General features: G+C 73.9%; 5 protein-coding genes. 1 reads left to right on the forward strand and 4 read right to left on the reverse strand.

The genetic code is table 11. The annotated features are described in order from the left end of the window. Positions 1–184: 184 nt before the first annotated feature. Entirely contained in the window at positions 185–1,318 is a 1,134-nt protein-coding gene (locus tag AB0J68_RS26470) for an SLC13 family permease (RefSeq protein WP_363940956.1), read from the forward strand. Positions 1,319–1,324: 6 nt separating this feature from the next. On the opposite strand, the gene AB0J68_RS26475 is transcribed toward AB0J68_RS26470, so the two are convergent. From AB0J68_RS26475 to AB0J68_RS26490, 4 genes are all read right to left on the reverse strand, one after another. After that, positions 1,325–1,804, reverse strand: a complete 480-nt coding sequence (locus AB0J68_RS26475; protein ID WP_363940945.1) for a DUF1203 domain-containing protein — start codon at positions 1,802–1,804, stop codon at positions 1,325–1,327. Positions 1,805–1,917: 113 nt separating this feature from the next. Further along, a complete protein-coding gene (locus AB0J68_RS26480) occupies positions 1,918–2,748 on the reverse strand; it encodes a MerR family transcriptional regulator (RefSeq protein WP_363940947.1) in 831 nt (276 codons plus the stop codon). 56 nt (positions 2,749–2,804) lie between these two features. Continuing rightward, positions 2,805–4,406, reverse strand: coding sequence for an asparagine synthase-related protein (locus AB0J68_RS26485; protein ID WP_363940950.1), 1,602 nt, complete (start codon positions 4,404–4,406; stop codon positions 2,805–2,807). Positions 4,407–4,410: 4 nt separating this feature from the next. Further along, positions 4,411–5,291, reverse strand: an 881-nt coding sequence (locus AB0J68_RS26490) for a hypothetical protein (protein ID WP_363940953.1), incomplete at its 5' end; no start/stop codon positions are given.

The raw sequence follows: 5,291 nt of genomic DNA on the forward strand, positions 1-5,291 counted from the left end.
GGCCGCCCCCGCCCAGGTGACGGGCCCCACCGGGCTGCCCCCGATCGGGGCGCCGGCCGGGCCGGCGGGTGATGTGCCAACGTGGTCAGCTGTGAAGTCTGCCGCCGGCGCGCCGCCCGCCCCGCCCGAGCCGACCGCGCGCTGGCGCCCCCACCCGCTCGACCTGGTGGCGGTCGTCCTCGCGGTGGCCGGTGCGGCCTGCGCGCTGAGCGGGCTGCTGCCCCGCGCCGAGACCACGGCGACCCTGCACCGCATCCTGCCGCTGCTGCTCTTCCTCGGCACCGTGATCGTGCTGGCCGAGCTGACCGCCGTGGCCGGCGTCTTCGACGTGCTGGCCAGCCGGCTGGCCATCGCCGCCCGCGGCCGCTGGGCGGCGCTGTTCCTGCTCTGCGGTGGCCTCGCCACGGTGACCACGCTCGTGCTCAACCTCGACACCACAGCCGTGCTGCTCACCCCGGTGCTGCTGGCGCTGGCGCGCACCCTGCGGGTCCCGGCCGCGCCGCTCGCGGTCACCACGGTCTGGCTGGCGAACACCGCCAGCCTGCTGCTGCCGGTGTCCAACCTGACGAACCTGCTGGCCGCCGACCGGGTCGGCCTCACGCCACTGTCGTACGCCGAGCGGATGGCGCTGCCGCAGCTCGCCGCCGTGGCGGTCACGATGGTGCTGCTCTGGTACGGCTGGTGGCGGCGCGAACGGCCGGCCGGCGGACGCTTCGTCCCGCCGGAGCGGCACGTGCCGCCCGACCCGGTGCTGCACCGCACCGCGCTCGCCGGTTGCCTGCTCTTCGTCGCCGGCATCCTCGCCGGGGTGGAGATCGGGCTCGCCTCCAGCGTCGCGCTCGCGCTGGTGCTGGTGGGCTTCGTGGTCCGCTCCCCGGCGACGCTGCGCCCCGGGCTGGTGCCCGTACGGCTGCTGCTCTTCGTCGTCGGCCTGTTTTTGGTGGTGCAGACCCTCGGCCGGCACGGGCTGGACGACCTGGTGGCCGGCCTGGTCGGGGCCGACGGTGGAGCGGCCGGCGCGCTGCGTGCCGGCGGCACCGGGGCGCTGCTGGCCAACGCGGTGAACAACCTGCCGGCGTACCTGGCCGGTGAGTCGGTGCTGCCCGGCGCCGACCACACCCGCCTGCTGGCCCTGCTGATCGGCACGAACGTCGGCCCGCTGGCCGCGCCGTGGGCGTCGCTGGCCACCCTGCTGTGGTTCGAACGGTGTCGGGCGGCCGGTGTGGCGGTGCCGGTGAAGCGGTTCGTGCTGACCAGCACCCTGCTCGCCGTCGTGGGCACGCTCGCGGCGGTCGGCGCGCTGCTGCTGGTCAGCTGAGGACCGTCACCCGGTGGCCCGCTCCACCACGAACATCAAGCAGCCGTAGACCACGTTGCGGCTGTGCAGCTGGTGCACCTGCGGGTCGGCGAACAGCTCCGCGATCACCGCCTCCGGGTCCGTGCCGTCATGCAGCCGGCCGCCGCAGATCCGTCCCTGCCGGTCGTACGCCCGCAGGACCTGGGGACGTCCCCGCCAGGCCGACGGATGGCCGCCGCCGTGATCCGGACCGGAGCAGGCGGCGGCGTGCGCGAAGATCGGCCCGATCTCCCGGTATGCGACGGCGGCGATCGGCGGGGCGTAGCCGAAGAGCAGCAGCGCCTCCCCCGCCTCGGCGTCGCGCAGGCAACAGCGCAGCGGCTCCCCGCCGCCGGCCAGGCGCCCTTCGACGAGATGGCCGGCGGCGTCGCGGCCGGTCCGACGGACGAGGTCGAGCGCCGCGGCCGGCACGGCCTGGACGCGGAAGGTGGTGGTGGTGGTGGTCATGCGTCCAGCCTGGCCCGGCGGCGGCGCGGGTGCTGGCGGCGATCGGACCTGGCGCTGGGGACGGTCCGGGCTCCGGCCGCCGACGCGCCGCCGTCGGGACGGCAGCGCGACCGTCAGGCGCGGTAGACGGCGAGCTGAAGCTCGGTGACGCCCTGCTCCGGGGAGTCCTGGCAATAGTCCAGGTACACCTCACGGGCGAATCCGTCGGTGCGGTAGCCGTTCTCCTCGATCCACCGGGCAAGCACCTCGACGCTCTGCTCGACGTCGTCCATGGCGCCGTGATGGACGATCGTCGCGGCCGTGCCCACCGCGGGCAGATCACGTACCGCCAGGTCAGGACCTGCCGACACGCCGGCGCCGACGGTCACCCCGGCGTGCACGACGACCGCGTCGCCGTCGTCGTCGCCGGCGGGTTCGTACCAGGCGATGGCCGGGCCCGTCGGCGTGATCCCGGCCTCGGCCAGCCGGCGGAACAGCTCCGGGTAGAGCGGCTGGATCACCGGACCGATGTCCTGGCTCTCATAGCTGGGCGCGACGGCGGTCAGCTCCGCGAGGCGAACCGGCGCGATGTCCTTGAGGACGACATCCTGGGCGGTCATTTGACCCTCCGACTCGATCATCCGGAGCCTCGCCTCGACGGCCGCGAGCCGGGCGGTGTCGGCGGCCAGTTGCGCCGTCAGCTGGCCGCGACGCAACCGCAGCATGCCTCGCAGCTCGGCCACGTCGACGGCGTCGTCCAGGATCGCCCGCACCTGCTCGAGCGTGAGACCCAGGTCCTTGAGGGCGAGCACCCGGTTGAGCCGACGCAGCTGGTCCGCCCGGTAGAAGCGGTAGCCGGTGTGCGCGTCGACGCTGGCCGGGCGGAGCAGGCCGATGCTGTCGTAGTGGCGCAGCATCCGCACCGACACGCGGCCCAGTCGGGCGAAGTCTCCGATGGTGAACATGGTCCCCTCACGCTCGTCCCTGACACGGTGTCAGAGTCAAGCGTCGGGTGGGGTGCTCAGCCGACGGGTGAGCGGCGGGGCGGGCGGGGCCCGACCAGTCGGCGGACCATCGGCGCGGCGTTCCACCTCGCCGCCCCGACCAGGTCGCGGGCGTGTTCCAGGACGGTGTAGTCGGGCCGGTTCATCCCGTCGGCGATGGCCCGGTCCAGGTCGTTGCCGCAGCGGCTGAGCACGGTGTCGAAGTCACGGCGGACCGGTTCCAGCAGGTCGTAGCCGAACGACCGGTGCATCCGCGCGAACAGCGGCTTGTAGAGCCGGACCCGCTCGTGCAGCCCGGAGGAGTACGACATGGGGTTCTTCGGCCGCCGCAGGACGTAGTCGGGCAGCACGTCGGCGAACGCCCGCCGCACGATCCACTTCTCCTGGCCGTCGCGCACCTTCAGGTCCAGGGGCAGACGCATCGCCAACTCCACCACGCTGAGGTCGAGGAACGGCACCCGTGCCTCCACCGCGTGCCCCATGGCGGTCCGGTCGACCCGCTGCAACTCGGTACGGCACAGGTTGCGGATGCGGTGCAGGAACAGCCGACGCGACGCGATCGGGTCGACCTGGTGGTACATCGGGTACCCGCCGAACAGCTCGTCGGAGCCGTCGCCGGTGAGCACCACCTTCACGCCGAGGTCGCGCAGCCGCCGGAAGATCGGCACCGAGACGACGGCGTTGATGATGTCGCCGTACTCGGTCAGCTCGGAGATCCGGATGGCCTCGCGGACGTCGGCCAGCCGGATGTCGCGTGGGCGCAGCTCGACCACCACGTGCGGCACGTCGAGGTCGGCGGCGAGCCGCCGGGCGTACGCCACGTCGGGGCTGTCCGGCACGCCGACCGTCACCGCCACGCAGTCCGGGTGGATGTCCCGCACCTGCCGCAGCGTCAACGAGCTGTCCAGCCCGCCGGAGAGCACCACCCCGACGGTCAGATCGGTCTCCACCCGCATCCGGATGGCGTCGGTCAGGGCAGCCCGGACGAGCAGGGTGGCCTCGTCCGGGTCGTCGATGACCGGCAGACCCGCGCCGATGGTGAGCAGGTCGACGTACGGGCGCAGCCGCACGGGCCCGTCCGGCTCGGCCCAGCCGTGGTGTCCGGGCGGCACCTCGGCGACCGGGGCGTGGTGCCCGACGAGCGCCTTCACCTCGGAGGCGAGGTGCAGGCAGCCGGGTCGCCGGGACCAGTACAGCGGTTTCACCCCGAGCGGGTCGCGGGCCAGGTACGCCCGACCGCTGGCGCGTTCGACGACCGCGAAGGCGTACTCGCCGCGCAGCCGCGTCACCGCGGATTCGCCCCACTGTTGGAACGCGGCCAGCAGCACCTCGGTGTCGCTGTCGGTGCGGAACACCTGCCCGAGCCGGGTGAGCTGCGCGCGCAACTCCCGGTGGTTGAAGATCTCGCCGTTGAAGCAGAGCAGCCAGCGCTCGTCGGTCGACGTCCAGGGCTGCACGGCCCGGTCGCGGTCGACGACGCGCAGTCGGCGGGTGCCGGCGAGCAGCCCGCGTTCCAAGCGGGTCTCGGTGACCTCGCCGCGCGGGGCGAGGACGGCGAGCATCCGCCGGAAGGTCGCGGGGTCGGCCTCGGGGCCGAGGCTCAGCGCGATGCCACACACGGGCTCAGACCCCCATCTCGGCCTCGTACGCCCGGCGCAGACGACGCCGGGCGGAGGGTGCGAGACACAGGTGCCAGGCCTGTCCCTCGTCGATCACGTTCAGCTCGCCGGCGTCCTGGCGGGCCAACAGCAGCTCCGCGAGGGTGTCGCGTGCGCCGAACCGCTCGAACCAGGCCAGCTCGACGTCGGCTGAGTAGCCGAGGCAGTGCCCGCTGGGCAGCATGGCGGCGTAGCCCAGGCGACGCAGCCGGTACTGGTGCTCGGTGCTGCGCACGAGGCTGGTCACCCACAGCGGCGGGGTGGCCGGCGGCGTGACGGCGGCGAACTCCCGGCCGAGTTCGTTGAGCAGGGCCACCACCTCCCGGCGGGCCCGACGGAACAGCAGCCCGGCGGTGCGCGGGCTCGCGTCGGGTAGCAGTCGCCGACGCAGTCCGCGCGCGGCGCGGCCCAGGACGGTGGTGGGCTGCTCCTGGTACCGGAAGCGCAGCAGGTCCCGGCGGCGCAGCCACTCCAGGTCGACGAGGTCGGCGCTGCCGTTGACCTGGTCGTCGGTGACGAAGATCGGGGCGTCCTGCCACCACAGCACGTCGATGCGGGAGAGCAGGTAGATCCGGACCAGCGCGGTGAGGTCCCGCGCCGAGGTGCGTTCGTTCGGCTGGTAGCGGGCCATCTCCAGCAGCAACGTCTCACGCGCGCCGAGCAGACCCTGCGGGGTGGCGTCGAGCACGGCCGCCAGGGCCGGCTCGCGCAGCCGCTCGTCGATGAGCACCTGGCGGGCCCGGGTGCTGGTGGCGTCGGCCAGGGCGCCCACCTCGACCAGCAGGTCGGCCACCGCCGCCCGGTAGGCGGCGAGGTCGGGCGCGGCGGCGGGCAGCCGGCGGGCGG

Origin of the sequence: Micromonospora sp. NPDC049580 (assembly GCF_040675595.1) — a bacterium.
In the GTDB taxonomy this organism is placed as follows: domain Bacteria; phylum Actinomycetota; class Actinomycetes; order Mycobacteriales; family Micromonosporaceae; genus Micromonospora.

Bases quoted from the DNA above. Each gene is read 5' to 3' on its own strand.
- AB0J68_RS26475 (WP_363940945.1), bottom strand. From the start codon at position 1,804: ATGACCACCACCACCACCACCTTCCGCGTCCAGGCCGTGCCGGCCGCG.
- AB0J68_RS26480 (WP_363940947.1), bottom strand. From the start codon at position 2,748: ATGTTCACCATCGGAGACTTCGCCCGACTGGGCCGCGTGTCGGTGCGG.